The following is a 15290-nucleotide window of genomic DNA, read 5'->3' on the forward strand; positions in this document are numbered from 1 at the left end:
AATAGCGATTTGTGAAGAGGAGGGGTACTTGATGCTGACAGAACGCCAGCGTATGATTTTAAGTGCTATCATTGATGATTATGTTCGTTCAGCTGAACCGATTGGTTCACGAAGTATTTCAAAACGGGGCAATGTTGGATTCAGTCCGGCAACGATCCGTAACGAAATGTCCGATCTCGAAGAGATGGGCTACCTGGAACAGCCGCACACGTCTGCAGGCCGCATTCCCTCACACAAAGGTTATCGCTATTATGTTGATCACTTGATGCAGCATGGTGCTTTGCATGAGAATGACTTGGATTCGATGAAGGGTGCTTTTGCCGAGCGGATTCAAGAGATGGAAGGCGTGATCCAGCATGTCGCCGGAATGCTCTCCAGTCTTACGAATTATACTTCGATTGTGCTCGGGCCCGAGGTGTTCAGTACGACACTGAAACATTTGCAGATTATTCCGCTTTCGGAGACAACCGCTGTTGCCATCATTGTCATGAATACAGGCCATGTAGAAAACAAAACCGTGACGATTCCAGAAGGCATCAAGATGTCTGAAATTGAAAAGGTCGTCAACATTCTGAACGCTAGACTCCAGAACGTGCCGCTGATTCAGTTTAAATCTAGGCTTTACAATGAAATTTCTGAAGAATTAGGCAAATATGTGAACGGGTATCAAGAGCTGCTGGCCGTTATCGAAAGCGTACTGCAGAGTGATGAGAAAGATCGTGTTTTCCTAAGCGGGATGACGAATATGTTGACTCAACCAGAGTTTAAAGACGTGGAGAAGGTCAAAAGCATTTTCGATCTCTTGGAAGAAGCCCCCACCCTCATCAAATTGTTTACACCGTCCAATGAAGGCATTGAGATCAAAATCGGTGCTGAAAATAGTATTGAAGCTATCAATAACTGCAGCTTAATAACAGCCTCATATTCGATCAGCGGTCAGCCGCTAGGTACGATAGGGATACTGGGACCAACGCGAATGGAATATGGAAGAGTTATTAATCTGATGGCTCATTTGTCCAAACATCTGGAAATTGTGCTCGGGCGCTGGTATGGCAAATGAGTGTAAATAAGACGATTCACAGCGAGGGCGAAGAACGTTATTCAACACTCGTTAATAACGCTGCAGCAGTAAGAGCCATTTGCTCCGCAGTCGAAGGCACCCTTGGTCCCAAAGGGCTGGACACGATGCTGGTAGGCGGGCAGGGTGAAGTGATCATTACCAATGATGGGGTAACCATTTTGGAAAAGATGGACGTCACGCATCCCGCAGCAAGGCTGATGATTCAAGTGGCCCGAAGCCAGCAGCGGCAGATTGGCGACGGAACAACAACGGCAACGGTGCTTGCAGGCGCCCTGGTACAGGAAGGCGTCGCGCAAGTGACGCGCGGCGTACCGGTAGCGAAGGTCGTCAGCGGGATGCTGCAAGGCATCGAGCTGGCGGTGACAAGCTTGCAAGGGCGCAGCCGAGCCATTGAGAGCTTGAGTGACAATGCGCTGAAGCGCATTGCGATTACGGCAGGCCGAGAGCAGGCGGATATCGCCGGGCTCATCATTCAAGCTGCCGAAGCCGTCGGTGAGGCCAAGCTTCGCGAAGACGGCTATCGTTTCGCGGACAGCGTGCTCGCCCACGAAGAGGCGAGCAGCGAGGTATGGACCGGCATTCTGCTGAACCAGAAGCCGATGAACCTGCATCTCGACGAGGAAGCGCGGCGAGATGTCCGCATCCTCGTGCTGCATGATGCCTTGGAGCCAGAGGCGGTCAGCGAGGAATCGCTGGTCACCGAGGCAGGCTTCCAGCGCTACATGCAGCTGCGGGAGCAGTTCCGCAGCAGCCTTGGCTTGCTGCAGGAGCTTGGCGTCGGTCTGATTGCTTCAGACCGCGGCGTTGATCCAGAGGCGGAGCAGTTCTGCTCCGACCATGGCATTCTCGTGCTGCAGCGGCTGTCCCGCCGGGACCTGCAGCTGCTGAGCGAGCACACCGGCGCTAGGCCGGTGCGGCGCACGGCGCTGCCCAAGAGCGCCCCGGAGCTGGGCGCGGCGCTCGGGAGCGCGGGCTATGCCGCTTACGATGAGCGGCTGGAGCGCGTGCGCGTTGCCGGCGGTCACGGCGATCAGCACGTGACCGTGATCGTTGGCGCCGCGACGCGCGAAGCGGCGCACGAGCGCTCGCGCATCGCCAAGGACGCGGCTTCGGCCGTACAGGCCGCCGTCCGCGGCGGGTACTTGCCAGGAGGCGGCGCCGCGGAGATGGCGGTCGCCCATGATCTGGAGCGCGCCCGGGAGACGATGAAGGGCATGGAAGGCTTCGGTGTTGCCGCTGTTGCGGGAGCACTGCGCAAGCCGCTGGCACAAATCGTTGTGAATGCAGGCTACAATCCACTGGAAAAGGTCGAGGAACTGAAAGCGGCGCAGCTAGCGCTTAGCACTGACAGTCTCGGCATCGACTGCGATACTGGTCAAGTGACGGATTTCGTCCATGCGGGTATCGTAGATCCGGCTGACGTTAAGATTCACGCCTTGCAAGCAGCAGGCGAAGTCGCAGCTGCTGTACTGCGTATTCATACAGTAATCAAGATGAAACAGCCTTTTGAAGAGGCCTAAAGCTGGGCAAACTGACGTTAGAGAGAATATGTTGTATTATGTTTAGGAGGTGAAGGACAATTGAGTACTGGAGATAACAAAACAGCCGAGCAAGATGTAAACCCTACATACGCAGCCGAAGGTGAGCAAGAAACAACGGCTCAAGATTCGCAAACAGAAGCTTCTGAAGAAGTGAAAGAGGTTAGCGAATTGGAAGCGGCGCGTGTGCAAGCCGAAGAAAACTATCAGCGTTTATTACGCGTTCAAGCGGACTTCGACAACTTCCGCCGCCGTGCTAGAGCGGAGAAGGAAGATTTCGCGAAATACGCTTCGCTTAAATTGATTGAACAGCTTTTGCCGATTGTAGATAACTTCGATCGCGCGCTGTCTTCAAGCAAAGAGACGAAGGATTTCGACGCTTTGGTGAAAGGTTTGGATATGACGTACCGTGGAATCGATCAACTGCTAACCGCAGAAGGGCTTAAACGTATCGAATCCGTAGGTCATCCGTTCAATCCGGAATTCCATCAAGCAGTCATGCAGGTTGAATCCGATGAGCATGAAGAAGGTATCGTCGTGGAAGAACTGCAAAAAGGCTACATGCTGAAAGATAAAGTCATCCGACCAGCCATGGTCAAAGTTAGCGTCTAAAGATCTTATTAATTAAAATTACAAATAACCAATATGTTCCCCAGGAGCAAAAGGAGGCAGCTTTAACATGAGTAAAGTAATTGGTATTGACTTAGGTACAACAAATTCTTGCGTTGCCGTAATGGAAGGCGGCGAAGCCGTCGTAATTCCGAACCCGGAAGGTAATCGTACAACCCCTTCTGTCGTTGGTTTCAAAAAAGATGGCGAGCGCGTTGTCGGTGAAACAGCCAAACGTCAAGCGATCACAAACCCAGACAAAACAATCAGCTCCATCAAGCGTCACATTGGTACGAACCACAAAGAAAACATTGATGGCAAAGATTACACGCCACAAGAGATTTCTGCGATTATCCTGCAAAAGCTGAAAGCTGATGCTGAAGCTTACCTTGGCCAAACTGTTACGCAAGCCGTTATCACGGTTCCTGCTTATTTCAATGACAGCCAACGTCAAGCGACGAAAGATGCGGGTAAAATTGCCGGTCTGGAAGTTCTTCGTATTGTCAATGAGCCAACAGCAGCAGCGCTTGCTTACGGTTTGGAAAAAACAGAAGATCAAACAATTCTTGTTTATGACCTTGGCGGCGGTACATTTGACGTATCGATCCTTGAACTTGGCGATGGCTTCTTCGAAGTTAAAGCGACAAGCGGAGACAACAAACTAGGAGGAGACGATTTTGACCAAGTCATCATCGATTACCTCGTAGCTGAATTCAAAAAAGAACAAGGCATTGACCTTAGCAAAGATAAAGCAGCTGTACAACGTTTGAAAGATGCTGCGGAAAAAGCGAAAAAAGAACTTTCCGGTGTTCTGACAACGACGGTTTCCCTGCCTTTCATCACGGTAGCTGACGGCGTTCCTCAGCATTTGGAGCTTAACTTGACTCGCGCGAAATTCGAAGAGATTTCCGCTGGACTTGTAGAAAGAACTCTTGGACCAACTCGCCAAGCGTTGACGGATTCCGGCTTGTCCACAAGCCAAATCGACAAAGTTGTGCTTGTTGGTGGATCCACGCGTATTCCGGCTGTTGTTGAAGCGATCAAAAAATTGATCGGCAAAGAGCCGCATAAAGGCGTTAACCCGGATGAAGTTGTTGCACTTGGTGCAGCAGTTCAAGCTGGTGTATTAACAGGTGAAGTGAAAGACGTTGTTCTTCTTGACGTAACGCCACTTTCCCTTGGTATCGAAACAGCAGGCGGCGTATTCACGAAAATGATCGACCGCAACACAACAATTCCTACAACCAAATCACAAGTGTACTCCACTTATGCAGATAACCAAACGAGCGTTGAGATTCACGTGCTTCAAGGTGAGCGCTCCATGGCTAGCGGCAACAAAACACTGGGCCGTTTCATGCTTGGTGATATTCCTCCAGCTCCACGCGGCGTACCGCAAATCGAAGTTAGCTTCGATATCGATGCCAACGGTATCGTTAACGTATCCGCTTTGGATAAAGGAACAGGCAAAAGCCAAAAAATTACGATTACTTCTTCCAGCGGTTTGAGCGATGCAGAAGTTGAGCAAATGGTGAAAGACGCAGAAGCTCATGCTGAGGAAGATCGCGTTCGCAAAGAGCTTGTAGAAGCTCGCAACGAAGCTGACCAACTCGTATATTCCGTTGACAAAACGATCAAGGATCTTGGCGATAAAGTAGACCAAGGCGAGATCGACAAAGCGAATGCGGCCAAAGAGAAAGTGACGGCTGCACTGGCTGGCAACGAACTCGAAGCAATCAAAAAAGCGACGGAAGAGTTGACGGAAATCATTCAACAACTTTCTGTGAAGCTGTATGAGCAAGCGTCTGCAGCACAAGGTCCTGATGGCGATGCTGGCGGAAACGATGCTCCTAAAGGCAGAGAAAATGTTGTTGACGCTGATTATGAAGTGGTTGACGATCAAAAAAAATAAACATATTCTAGAGTAAGGACGTTTAAGAAGTTAGCTTTTTAAACACTTATTTGAATGAAAACGAATAAGTCAAAGCCGTCCGGAGTCTCTCCGTGGCTTTGACTTTCCGTTTGTAGTCTTGAACATGGGAGTGGAACAATGAGTAAACGTGATTATTATGAGGTCCTTGGTTTAGGCAAGGATGCTTCTCCAGATGAAATTAAGAAGGCTTATCGTAAAATGGCACGTCAGTATCACCCTGATGTGAACAAAGCCGCAGATGCGGAAGATAAATTCAAAGAAGCGAAAGACGCATACGACGTCCTCAGCGATGATCAGAAGAAAGCTCAATATGACCGCTTCGGTCATGTGGACCCTAATCAAGGCATGGGCGGCGGTCAAGACTTTAGCGGCGGCTTTGGCGATATTTTTGATATGTTCTTTGGCGGCGGAGGCGGTGGAAACCGTCGCAACCCGAATGCGCCTCAGCGAGGCAATGATTTGCAGTATACGATGACCATTGAATTCAAGGAAGCGATTTTCGGGAAAGAAACCGATATTCATATTCCGCGAACAGAGAATTGCGATACGTGCAGCGGAAGCGGCGCTAAGCCTGGTACGAAACCGGAAACCTGCGGAACCTGTCATGGCAGTGGACAACAGGAAGTTGTACAAAATACAGCATTCGGTCGTATCGTGAACCGTCGTGTATGTTCAACTTGTAACGGTCAAGGCAAGATTATTAAAGAGAAATGTGGAACGTGTCATGGTGCTGGCAAAGTGAAAAAACAGCGCACGATTCATATTAAAATTCCTGCCGGTGTTGACGACGGCGCACAGCTTCGCGTTTCTGGCGAAGGTGAAGGCGGTACGCGCGGCGGTCCTGCCGGCGATCTCTATGTCGTCATCCGTGTGAAATCACATGAATTCTTCGAGCGTGAAGGCAATGATGTGTATTGTGAAGTTCCTTTAACTTTCATGCAGGCTGCGCTAGGTGATGAAATTGAGATTCCGACACTGACGGAGAAGGTTAAACTCAAAATTCCGGCTGGTACGCAGACGGATACGTATTTCCGCTTGAAAGGCAAAGGCGTTCCGCATCTTCGCGGATTTGGTCAAGGTGATCAACATGTGAAAGTCATCGTTATGACGCCAACGAATCTGAGCGAGGATCAGAAGGATCTGCTTCGTCAGTTCGGCAAGCAAAGTGGCGAGCATACGCATGAGCAGAATCAATCTATTTTTGAACGTATGAAAAGAGCCTTTTTAGGCGATTAATCTCTTGGTTTTCCAGCAAACATTCCATAGGAAGCCGTTAACAGATGCCATCTGTCAAACGCTTGCTATCGGGATGTTTTTTTGCGTTTTTTATTAACATTCCGCAAATAAATGTTGTTATATTTTACATTGCGCATATGTTCCTATGACGTCCTGTTAATCTCTGAGTATTATGCTAGAGAAGGTGAAATACTATTTTTGGAGGGAATACATCTTGAAAAAAAGTTTAAAACAAATCATGGGTTCCGGTTTATCGATTTCTTTACTGGCTCTTAGCGTAGCAGGCGTCGCATCAGCTGCTGAAACCACAGCAACGACACCAGGGGCACCCACGGCACCAGCGGCCGCGCAATCCAAAAACTTGATTGTACTTATCGGCGACGGCATGGGCCCAGCTGAAGTAACCGCAGCTCGGTATTACTCCAAAAAGTTTTTAAATAAAGATCGCTTAGAGCTTGATGGCGGTTACTACGTGGGGAAAGCAACTACATATTCGCAAGCAGGACCTTATACATCCGAATCCGGAGCTGTAACAGACTCTGCGGCAGCAGGAACAGCTTTCTCGACAGGAAATAAAACGTACAATAACGCAATCAGCGTATCGAACGGCGACGTGGCTAAACCTTTTGCTTCCGTTGTTGAAGCAGCGATGAAGCAAGGTAAAGCTACTGGACTCGTAACAACGGACAGCATTGTTGGTGCAACACCAGCAGTTTGGGCATCCCATGTTCGTCAACGAAGCAACCAAAATGCAATTGCTTCCCAATTCTTAACAAGCGGCGTTAATGTTTTATTCGGCGGCGGTAAAGTGAATTTCGTTACCAAAGATGATAAAGGCAAGCGCACAGACAAGAACATCATTCCTGACTTTGAAGCGAAAGGCTACAAAACGGCTTATGATAAAAACGGTTTGGATGCAATCCCGGCTACAGCTGGAAATGCACTAGGACTTTTCGCGCTTAATGAAATCCCTTATGTACTTGACCGCGATGCAAACACGCCAAGCTTGCCGCAATTAACGCAAAAAGCGCTTGACCTGTTATCCCAAAATAAAAATGGTTTCGTCTTAATGGTAGAGCAAGGGCGTATCGACCATGCAGGCCATGCGAACGATCTTCCTTCCAATATTCAAGAGATGCTGGAGTTGGATGCAACGTTCAAAACACTTGTTGATTTCGCTAAAAAAGACGGCAACACATCTGTCGTCGTAACAGCGGATCATGAAACAGGCGGCTTATCCTTGGGTATCAATAACGTTTATGAATTGAATGTAGATTTGTTCAACAAACAAAAGCATTCCTATGAGTACCTGGATGCGATTCTCAAAACAGCACAAACAGCTGACGATGTTCGTAAAATTGTTGCAGACAACATTGGCTTCACCGATTTGTCCGACGAGGAAATTGCTTTGATCCTCAAAGGTGACGGTTCTTCCTACGGCCGCGCAGGCGGTTACAATGCCGTTGTGTCCAAACGTCTAGCTGTTGGCTGGACAGGTCATGGCCACACGGGTGTGGATGTTGGTGTATGGGCTTACGGTCCGATTGCTTCCCTTGTTAAAGGCGATGTCGACAACACGGATATTGCCAAAAGCGGAGCTAAAGTGATTGGTGCAGATTTGGCAGCAGCAACCAAAGAGTTGCAAGACAAATATTTGTACCCGCTTTTCAAAGTAACGCGTGATAACAAAACCCTGTTTACAGCGAAATCATTGGCTGAAGCTTTGGATATTAAAGTAACGTGGGATGAAGCAACGAAATCCGTCGTACTTGCGAAAGATAGCCAGAAATTAACCGTACTTGTTGAAACGGGTGCTGTTACAGAGAACGGCGCAGCAAGCACAATTGCAGCAAATGTGGATAATGGCAAGCTCTACTTGCCGCTTGAAGCCTTTAATAAATTGACTGGAAAAAGCTTCACTTGGGATTCCGTCAATGAGCGTATCGTTAAAAACTAACAGATAGCAGGATAAGAAAGGACAGGGGTTTTTGATGCCCTTGTCCTCTTTTCTTATTGAAGAGCGTTGAGACGGAGGATCGTTATGATCGATATCAAAGGTGTTTCCAAATCTTTCATGATGCATGGCAAAAGCTTGCCGATATTAAGAGTTTCCAATTGGCACGTAGAGCAAGGCGAGCGTTTAGCACTTATGGGTCCGAGCGGCAGCGGGAAAAGCACGTTGCTGCACTTGATCAGCGGTGTGATGACGCCGGATGAAGGTGAAATATGGGTGGACGGCTTGCCGCTCCATACTTACTCAGAAAGCAAGCGTGACCGCTACAGAGCGGATCATGTTGGTTATATTTTTCAAGATTTCCATCTCATTTCATCCCTTACCGCCAAACAGAATGTGGAACTGATTGTGCCGCAAAGCTGGTCGAAGAAGATGATGAAAGAACAAGTAGACTATTGGTTTGAGCGAGTTGGTTTGAAAGATCGGCAGCATCATCTGCCCTCCGAGTTGTCTCGCGGGCAGCAGCAGCGTGCTGCTATTATCAGGGCAATCATTACGAAGCCGCAGCTTATATTAGCTGATGAGCCTACAGGCAGTCTCGATTGGGAGACAGCAGGAGACATTATGACATTGCTCCTGGATATTTGCGAAGCGGAGAAGCTCACTTTGCTAACGGTTACGCATGATCTGCATTTGGCGGAGATGTATCCGCAGCGGGTTCATATCCAAGATATCAATGTGCTGCCGAGGAGAGAAGCCATATGAATTTACTTACCTTGTTGTGGCGCAATGTCCTTCATCGCAAAACGCTTTCGCTGCTTACCATCATGTCGGTTGGGGTGACGGTAGCGCTTGTCGTTTTTCTGCTGCTTTGCAGCGACGGTCTTGAGAAAGGTGCCGAGAAAGGCTATGGTCCCTTTGAAGTGACAATAGGTGCCAAGGGAAGCGCTACTCAGCTTGCGCTCAACACGTATTATCATATCGGTGCTCCAACTGGCAATATACCGTATACATTGCTCGATGAGGTTCGAAAGGACCCTTCCGTTGATCGCGCTTATGCGATGACGACGGGAGATAATTATAATGGATTTCCCATTGTCGGTATGGAAGCGGAGTATTTCTTAACACGTTACGGTGCTGACAAGCAAATGGCACAAGGCAAAATATACGAGAAGCTGGGAGATACCATCGTGGGCTCACATGTTGCGTCAACACTGGGGCTTCATGTAGGGGATAAGTTTCAAGGCGCACATGGCTTAGTTAAAGGCGCTGTCGACGACGATGGGGATGAAGATGAGCATCATAGCTTTACGTATACGATTGTCGGCATATTGCCCCCTTTATTCACCTCAGACGATCGGGCAGTCTTTACGACGCTGGATTATGCTTGGGCTGTTCATGAAAGTCAAAAAACAGAGAAAAAGGAAGTAACGACGATACTGGTCAAGCCGAAGACTTTGCTCGGTGCGCAATCCATTAAAACAACCTATGGACAGATGAATAATGTTCAAGCCATTTATACGAGCAAAGCCGTAGCGGATGTTGTGAATGTGGTGGACAAAGGTACTCAGGCTTTGAGCGTTGTGACAGTGATCTGTATTCTGTTGGCTGCCGGATCTATTCTGCTTTCCTTGGTAGCTGCCGTGAATGAACGCAAGAAAGATGTCGGTTTATTGCGTCTTATTGGCAAAACGAAAACATTTATTTGGGTTTCCTTGATCGGCGAAGGGATACTCTTGACTTTCATCGGGCTCGTAGGAGGCCTATTGGCAGGTCATGCAGGCGGATATGCAAGCCGTGAAGCTGTATTTGAATATTCGGGATTACAAATCCAAACCTGGCACTTCATGCCTGGAGAAGGTTGGTTAATCGTCGGGACTTTGTTGATCGGTATTATAGCTTCTATCGGCCCGGCTTTGCAGGCTTATCGCGTAGATCCTTTGCAATTATTTAAATCATGAGGTGGTCCCTATGAGAAAACAGCAAGTCGTCATTGTGCTGAGCCTATGTGTGCTGCTTGTCACCTTGACAGGTTGCGGGCAGACGAAGAAAGAATCTGCTGGTCAGTCATTTGGCAGTGTAACACAAACAGCAGCGGCAACTATCGAGCCTTCGAGCCCGCCAGATTCAGCGATAAGTTCATTAAAGCCCGCTGCTTCGACAGCACCCATCGTATCGTCGCCAACACCTGCGCCTATTGTCAAAGAAGAGGAAAGTAAACCTGCTGCGCCTAAAGATGCACAAGCGACGCCTATTCCCTCTGCGAAAGCTTCTGAGCAGAAGACCGTAGAGGAGACAGCTCCGGTTCAGGCGAAGGAAGGTAAGGCGGCAGCGACTGCTCAAGCATCGGCAACACCTGCTGCGGATGCCAAGCCGAAGGATGAGAAACCGGCAGCGGAGAAGCCGAAGCCTGCCAGCTTGTCCAATGAAATCAACTGGACACAGTTTTTTGATGATGATAAACAAGATAAGCCATCGAATGCCTTCTGGGATATGAGCGGCAAGACGGTGCAAATCAAAGGTTTTATGGGTGAAGTGCTTTCTTTTGACAAGCACTGGTTTCTGTTGATTCCGAAGCCGGGGGCCGAATGCCCCTTTGATAATGGCGACGAAACCTACTGGAACAAGATCATGATCGTCTTCGTTCCTGATTCTGTGAAGCTGCGTTATACCTCAGGTCCGCTTCTTATTACCGGGAAATTAGATGTGGGAATCAAGCTGGATGAATCCGGCTACAAAACGATGTTCCGGCTCTATGATGCTTCGTTCGAGAAAATCAAGGAGTAGAAGGAACGCACGAGGTATAAAAATAAAGCTTTTCCGCAAACTAAAAACTGGATGTGACTATGAAGGTTTATGGGAGGTTAAGCGATGAGCAACATCAATGATGAGCAAGACACGCACAACGGACTGCCAGTGGTCAAAAATGAAGATGTTGAATTCGCGGCGGATGCAGCGGATCGGGATGATTTTGAAGCATCCGAGCGAGCGGCAGCTGCGGATCACAGACAGGAAGAAAGCTAGAATGGCGGAAAAAGCGATTTTAGCCTATTTTCGCTCCCCCGAGCAAGCTGAAGGTGCGGCAGCGAAGCTAAAAGCACTGAGAGCTGCTGAGGTGACAGTGGATCGCTTTAACAACGATATTGGCCAAGGTCTGGAATCGGCGATGGCTGACAGTATGTTTGGCGACAGCGGGGATATGGATGCCGTCGGGCTTGATATTGTCCTCGCGGCTGTTATTGATGAGACGATTTATGAACAAGCAGTTCGCGTCATCAAGAGTGCAGGCGGCTCGATATAAGTTGACAAAAAAGCATTCAGACATAGAGCATAGCTCTTTCGTCTGAATGCTTTTTTTGGGCTTAAGTATGCTCGTTCATCACTTGAACAAGCTGGTCTGGCACGTTGGTGATGATGCTGGAGACGCCCAATTGCAGCATGCGTTTCATCATTGTTTTGTCATTTACGGTCCATACATAAACTTCCTTGTTATGCAGAGAGGCTTGTTTCAAGAAATCTTCATTCACCATCGGGTAAGCCGCAGAAACGACTTCATAATCGGGATTATCCCAGAGCGTATTCTGGTCTGATTTTTGGCTTACGATGAGACCTGTTTTGATTTGCGGATTGATTTTCTTTACCGTATGAAGCAAGTTGGGATCGAAGGAAGTCACGGTACACTGTTTCACAAATCCATGAGATTGAATGATTTCAACGGTTTTCTCGGCGAGCCGCTTGCCATGGCCGTTATTTTTCATTTCGATGTTCAGCTTAATATGGTCTTTGGCCGTCTCTATGACTTCATCAAGTGTAGGCACATGGTCATCTTTGAATTTGGAATTGAACCATCTGCCTGCGCTTGCCGCTTTAAGCTCTTCGGATGTCGCTTCCCACATATTTTTGTTGATGCCCGTTGTGCGAAGGGCATTGTCATCATGCATGACCATCACGACGCCATCGGAGGTCTCTTGCACATCAAGTTCCGCATATCCGGCTCGATCCAAGATAGCTTGACGAAAAGCGCTTAATGTATTTTCAGGGGTATGCGCCGAACTGCCCCGGTGTGCCGTAACCTGACTATAATTATCTGCCAGCAGGGTCGTAGTCGTGAAGGGAGCCACTAGCTCGAAGGCAAAGATAACAAGAAAGAAAAAGAGTGTTTTAATCATAGAAAAAGACCCCATTCTGGATTCATGTAGGACAAGCTGAGAGAGGATTAAATAACTTCTTATTCAAATTAACATGCATGTATTAAGACAATGTTAGGATTCTAAAAATAAGTGTACAGCGCGTGCGGAGAAACGCCTATTTTACCCAGAAAGCGAAGTGTAGTACAATGATCATTGTGAAAATAGGCTGCAAGCGCTTGTTTTTGGCGAAGGTGATAACCGACAGGAGGAGCACGAGAGATGCTTTGGCAAGAAGTAACTGTACATACAACAGAAGAAGCAATAGAAATGATTACGAATTTTATTCATGAACTGGGCGCCGGCGGCGTTTCGATTGAAGAGTCAGGCACATTAAACAAAGAGCGAGATACTTCATTTGGGCAATTGTACGAAACGCCGTTTAACGATATTCCGGAAGGAAGAGCCGTTATTAAGGGTTACTTCTATCACGGTATAGATATGGAACCTATAATGGCTGATCTGAAAGCATCTGTGGAACAGCTGAGCGAGTTCGATATCGATACCGGCAATCCCTCTTTTGAATTAAAAGAAGTGGATGATGAAGACTGGGCGCATGCTTGGAAACAATATTTCAAACCCATCCGCGTATCCGATCGCTTGACGATTAAACCGACTTGGGAAGACTACACGGCTTCACCGGAAGAGTTGATTTTGGAGCTTGATCCAGGCATGGCGTTCGGGACAGGGACTCATGCGACAACTTCGCTATGCCTCAAGACGCTAGAGAAAGTCATGAAACCTGGAGACGATGTCATTGATGTTGGTACGGGTTCGGGCATTCTGTCGATCGCTGCGGCTAAATTAGGGGCGAAACACGTGCTGGCTGTGGATTTGGATCCGGTAGCGGTAACAAGTGCTTTAGACAATACGAAGCAGAACCAGCTCGAAGACCAAATTACCGTGAAATTGAGTGACTTGCTTGGCGTATTGAAAGAAAGCGAAACCGAAGATGCCGCGCAGCTTGGGGTTACCATTCCAGTTCAGCTGGTTGTAGCCAATATTTTGGCGGAAGTGATCGTACTTTTCGTGGATGATGTGTATGAAGTGCTTCAGCAGGGTGGGTATTACATCACGTCAGGGATTATTACAAATAAGGAAGCGGATGTAGAAAAAGCGCTGATTGCTGCTAAATTCACAATTGTAGAGAAAAACTATGATTCGAATTGGGTTGTGATCGTAGCCAGAAAGCTGTAGGTGCTAAGCCATGGGTGGATTATTATTTTATGACTTAAAAACATTGCCATTTGTTATTCTGGTACTCGTGCTTTCCTTCACGATCCATGAATTTGCACATGCGTACAGTGCTTATAAACTAGGAGATTCTACGGCGTATCAGTTCGGCAGAGTGTCCTTGAATCCAATGGTTCATTTGGATTTGTTCGGTACGATTATGCTGTTGATTGCTGGATTTGGTTGGGCGAAGCCTGTACCGGTGAATCGCGGAAATTTCAAGAATCCCCGCTTGATGGGGATTATCGTCACGGCCGCAGGGCCGATAAGCAATTTGATTCTGGCCTTTATCACGATATTCGTTGCGCTCTTATTCCAGAAATTCGGCTGGTTGGAAGGCATGTCCAAAGGAAGTGCAGACGCAATTGTTCTTTTTTTACGATTGATGTTAAGCATTAACATCACCTTGTTTCTGTTTAATTTAATTCCAATCCCGCCATTAGATGGCTACCGTATTATTCAGGATTTAGTAGACCTGAGATATAGTGAATCTTTGCAAAAGTTCGAGCAATGGGCATCGGTTATTTTTCTTCTGGTTGTATTTGTAAGACCTTTACGACAAGTAACATTGGATCCATATTTGAGCTTAGGCTCGGATATCATTCAATTCCTTTCCAGACCGATTGCTTGGATATTAGGCATGTAGCTCTCTCAGCAACCCGCTCTAGATTTTCTGAGTCAAAAAAGGTATGATGGTGAGTGGAAGTTCCAAACGATCACAGACATGAACGTAGATAGAGAGGCTTTAACGATGCAGCGATATTTTCTCCCGCCTGAGCAGTTTCACCAGACCACACAGACCGTCACCATAGAAGGAGACGACGCCCATCATTTGGCGCGAGTTATGCGAGCAGAAGTTGGCGACAAAGTCATTTGCAGCAATGGGATTGACCGTGAAGTGCTAGTGCGGCTTACCGAGCTGGACAAAGGGTGTGTAACCGCGGAGATTGTGGAAGAGCTGTCCATGGACGCGGAAGCAGCGGTTCAGGTGTGGATTGCGCAGAGCTTGCCCAAAGGCGATAAGATGGAAACGATTATTCAGAAAGGGACCGAGATCGGGGCAGCCCGGTTTCTTCCTTTTTTATCAGAGCGAACGATTGTGCAATACGATGCCAAAAAAGAAGCCAAACGGACCGAGCGGTGGCAGAAGATCGCCAAGGAAGCGGCCGAACAAGCCCATCGGAATCGGGTGCCGCAAGTTGAATCCGTGTATACGTGGAAGCAGCTGCTGCAGCGGGCGAAGGAAGCGGATATCGCTTGGATCTGCTATGAGAAAGAAGATGGACAGCAATTAAAGCCAGCTATTCAACAAGCGCAAGCCTCTGGTCAATTGACTGCTGGCAAACAAGTGTTGATTGCTGTTGGTCCAGAGGGCGGCTTTACCGAACAGGAAATCGCACAGGCAGAGGCCGCTGGATTTCGATCGGTGTCGCTTGGAGCAAGGATTTTACGCACGGAGACTGCTGCGATGGTAGGACTTACGTGTCTTTTCTATGAAACCGGAGAGATGGGAGGATAAGCG

The 15290-nt window shown here is 48.0% G+C and carries 15 protein-coding genes; 14 read left to right on the plus strand and 1 reads right to left on the minus strand.

Annotated elements, in window-relative coordinates:
• The first annotated feature begins 31 nt into the window (after positions 1 to 31).
• The 11 genes from hrcA to HQN90_RS04365 all read left to right on the plus strand — a co-directional run bounded on the left by hrcA (position 32) and on the right by HQN90_RS04365 (position 11649).
• Positions 32 to 1060: a heat-inducible transcriptional repressor HrcA gene (gene hrcA, locus HQN90_RS04315; RefSeq protein ID WP_173216640.1), complete on the plus strand. Its 1029-nt coding sequence runs from the start codon at positions 32 to 34 to the stop codon at positions 1058 to 1060.
• A complete protein-coding gene (locus tag HQN90_RS04320) occupies positions 1057 to 2601 on the plus strand; it encodes a TCP-1/cpn60 chaperonin family protein (protein WP_173216641.1) in 1545 nt (514 codons plus the stop codon). The genes hrcA and HQN90_RS04320 overlap by 4 nt, the downstream gene beginning before the upstream one ends.
• A 60-nt stretch (positions 2602 to 2661) precedes the next feature.
• Complete coding sequence (grpE, locus tag HQN90_RS04325) at positions 2662 to 3231, plus strand: nucleotide exchange factor GrpE (protein WP_173216642.1); 570 nt, start codon at positions 2662 to 2664, stop codon at positions 3229 to 3231.
• A gap of 67 nt (positions 3232 to 3298) precedes the next feature.
• The gene (gene dnaK / locus HQN90_RS04330; protein WP_173216643.1) at positions 3299 to 5137 is read left to right on the plus strand and encodes a molecular chaperone DnaK; all 1839 of its coding nucleotides are present in this window, start codon (positions 3299 to 3301) and stop codon (positions 5135 to 5137) included.
• Between the two features lie 138 nt (positions 5138 to 5275).
• Positions 5276 to 6394, plus strand: coding sequence for a molecular chaperone DnaJ (gene dnaJ, locus HQN90_RS04335; protein ID WP_079411717.1), 1119 nt, complete (start codon positions 5276 to 5278; stop codon positions 6392 to 6394).
• A 214-nt stretch (positions 6395 to 6608) separates the two neighbouring features.
• Positions 6609 to 8351: an alkaline phosphatase gene (locus HQN90_RS04340; RefSeq protein WP_173216644.1), complete on the plus strand. Its 1743-nt coding sequence runs from the start codon at positions 6609 to 6611 to the stop codon at positions 8349 to 8351.
• 84 nt (positions 8352 to 8435) lie between these two features.
• Positions 8436 to 9113, plus strand: a complete 678-nt coding sequence (locus HQN90_RS04345) for an ABC transporter ATP-binding protein (RefSeq protein WP_173216645.1) — start codon at positions 8436 to 8438, stop codon at positions 9111 to 9113.
• Positions 9110 to 10309: an ABC transporter permease gene (locus HQN90_RS04350; RefSeq protein WP_173216646.1), complete on the plus strand. Its 1200-nt coding sequence runs from the start codon at positions 9110 to 9112 to the stop codon at positions 10307 to 10309. The genes HQN90_RS04345 and HQN90_RS04350 overlap by 4 nt, the downstream gene beginning before the upstream one ends.
• 10 nt (positions 10310 to 10319) lie before the next feature.
• Positions 10320 to 11135: a hypothetical protein gene (locus HQN90_RS38520; RefSeq protein ID WP_246362070.1), complete on the plus strand. Its 816-nt coding sequence runs from the start codon at positions 10320 to 10322 to the stop codon at positions 11133 to 11135.
• 84 nt (positions 11136 to 11219) lie between these two features.
• Positions 11220 to 11372, plus strand: a complete 153-nt coding sequence (locus HQN90_RS04360; RefSeq protein ID WP_173216647.1) for a YfhD family protein — start codon at positions 11220 to 11222, stop codon at positions 11370 to 11372.
• 1 nt (position 11373) lies between these two features.
• Positions 11374 to 11649, plus strand: a complete 276-nt coding sequence (locus HQN90_RS04365) for a hypothetical protein (RefSeq protein WP_173216648.1) — start codon at positions 11374 to 11376, stop codon at positions 11647 to 11649.
• 61 nt (positions 11650 to 11710) lie between these two features.
• On the opposite strand, the gene HQN90_RS04370 is transcribed toward HQN90_RS04365, so the two are convergent.
• Positions 11711 to 12517 carry a glycerophosphodiester phosphodiesterase gene (locus tag HQN90_RS04370; protein ID WP_173216649.1) on the minus strand — a complete coding sequence of 269 codons (807 nt, stop codon included), beginning with the start codon at positions 12515 to 12517 and terminating at the stop codon, positions 11711 to 11713.
• A gap of 240 nt (positions 12518 to 12757) precedes the next feature.
• On the opposite strand from HQN90_RS04370, the gene prmA reads away from it, so the two are divergent.
• From prmA to HQN90_RS04385, 3 genes are all read left to right on the plus strand, one after another.
• Positions 12758 to 13732 (plus strand): 50S ribosomal protein L11 methyltransferase, encoded by a 975-nt coding sequence (prmA, locus tag HQN90_RS04375; protein WP_173216650.1) that lies wholly within the window; start codon positions 12758 to 12760, stop codon positions 13730 to 13732.
• Between the two features lie 10 nt (positions 13733 to 13742).
• Positions 13743 to 14414 (plus strand): site-2 protease family protein, encoded by a 672-nt coding sequence (locus tag HQN90_RS04380; RefSeq protein ID WP_173216651.1) that lies wholly within the window; start codon positions 13743 to 13745, stop codon positions 14412 to 14414.
• A gap of 105 nt (positions 14415 to 14519) precedes the next feature.
• Positions 14520 to 15287, plus strand: coding sequence for a 16S rRNA (uracil(1498)-N(3))-methyltransferase (locus HQN90_RS04385; protein WP_173216652.1), 768 nt, complete (start codon positions 14520 to 14522; stop codon positions 15285 to 15287).
• Positions 15288 to 15290 lie beyond the last annotated feature (3 nt).

Origin of the sequence: Paenibacillus alba (assembly GCF_013204855.1) — a bacterium.
Taxonomy (GTDB): Bacteria; Bacillota; Bacilli; order Paenibacillales; family NBRC-103111; genus Paenibacillus_E; species Paenibacillus_E alba.

What these genes read in the sequence shown, in the direction of transcription:
- HQN90_RS04380 (WP_173216651.1), top strand. Translation starts at nt 13,743, where the DNA reads ATGGGTGGATTATTATTTTATGACTTAAAAACATTGCCATTTGTTATT.
- HQN90_RS38520 (WP_246362070.1), top strand. Translation starts at nt 10,320, where the DNA reads ATGAGAAAACAGCAAGTCGTCATTGTGCTGAGCCTATGTGTGCTGCTT.
- prmA (WP_173216650.1), top strand. Translation starts at nt 12,758, where the DNA reads ATGCTTTGGCAAGAAGTAACTGTACATACAACAGAAGAAGCAATAGAA.
- HQN90_RS04385 (WP_173216652.1), top strand. Translation starts at nt 14,520, where the DNA reads ATGCAGCGATATTTTCTCCCGCCTGAGCAGTTTCACCAGACCACACAG.
- HQN90_RS04320 (WP_173216641.1), top strand. Translation starts at nt 1,057, where the DNA reads ATGAGTGTAAATAAGACGATTCACAGCGAGGGCGAAGAACGTTATTCA.
- dnaK (WP_173216643.1), top strand. Translation starts at nt 3,299, where the DNA reads ATGAGTAAAGTAATTGGTATTGACTTAGGTACAACAAATTCTTGCGTT.
- HQN90_RS04345 (WP_173216645.1), top strand. Translation starts at nt 8,436, where the DNA reads ATGATCGATATCAAAGGTGTTTCCAAATCTTTCATGATGCATGGCAAA.
- HQN90_RS04365 (WP_173216648.1), top strand. Translation starts at nt 11,374, where the DNA reads ATGGCGGAAAAAGCGATTTTAGCCTATTTTCGCTCCCCCGAGCAAGCT.
- HQN90_RS04350 (WP_173216646.1), top strand. Translation starts at nt 9,110, where the DNA reads ATGAATTTACTTACCTTGTTGTGGCGCAATGTCCTTCATCGCAAAACG.
- HQN90_RS04370 (WP_173216649.1), bottom strand. Translation starts at nt 12,517, where the DNA reads ATGATTAAAACACTCTTTTTCTTTCTTGTTATCTTTGCCTTCGAGCTA.
- hrcA (WP_173216640.1), top strand. Translation starts at nt 32, where the DNA reads ATGCTGACAGAACGCCAGCGTATGATTTTAAGTGCTATCATTGATGAT.
- dnaJ (WP_079411717.1), top strand. Translation starts at nt 5,276, where the DNA reads ATGAGTAAACGTGATTATTATGAGGTCCTTGGTTTAGGCAAGGATGCT.
- HQN90_RS04360 (WP_173216647.1), top strand. Translation starts at nt 11,220, where the DNA reads ATGAGCAACATCAATGATGAGCAAGACACGCACAACGGACTGCCAGTG.